1 protein-coding gene is annotated in these 546 nt (G+C 49.1%); it reads right to left on the reverse strand.

Features of this window, described 5'->3' with window-relative positions; all coding sequences use genetic code 11:
• Window positions 1–546: hypothetical protein (locus tag LRP50_RS25455; RefSeq protein ID WP_274167185.1), on the reverse strand; the 546-nt coding region annotated here is incomplete at both ends.

Genomic DNA, 546 nt, shown 5'->3' on the forward strand with positions numbered 1-546 from the left:
ATCGTTGGTCACGCCATCGTTATCAGCATCGGCTGACAAGCCAGCGCCTGAAAGTGGTGAGAATTGAAGCTCACCCAAACGCATTGCGCCGCTATAGAAACTGGAATCGATATAGAAGTCGGGCGTATCACCACTATAAGTGACTTCACGAACTACCTCATCGTTACGGCGATAGGTGATCGAGCCTTCTGCTACGTCAATCGACAAGGTATCACCAACCGCAATTGAGCCAAACGTACCTTTTGAACTGCCACTTTCGTAGATATATAAGGTGGTGTTGACCAGGTAGAAGGCGTAATCAATGTCGGTATAACTGGCGGAACTCTCAACGTTACCCAAGCCAATCATGTTGTAGGTGCCGAGCGCTTCGATCTTGAAGCTGAAGCGATAGTTATCGCTAAAACCGTATGTTGATGCGCGTGCTGAATTGGCTTGATACGTCCAAGAGCCGCCGTTGGCATTGAGCACGCCATTGGTGAAACTGGAATTACCGGTTTGTACTGGCCAATCAACAATGTCAGCGCTGGTGCGAAGTTCTAGCTCGTC

Origin of the sequence: Enterovibrio gelatinilyticus, from assembly GCF_028683095.1 — a bacterium.
Lineage (GTDB): Bacteria > Pseudomonadota > Gammaproteobacteria > Enterobacterales > Vibrionaceae > Enterovibrio > Enterovibrio gelatinilyticus.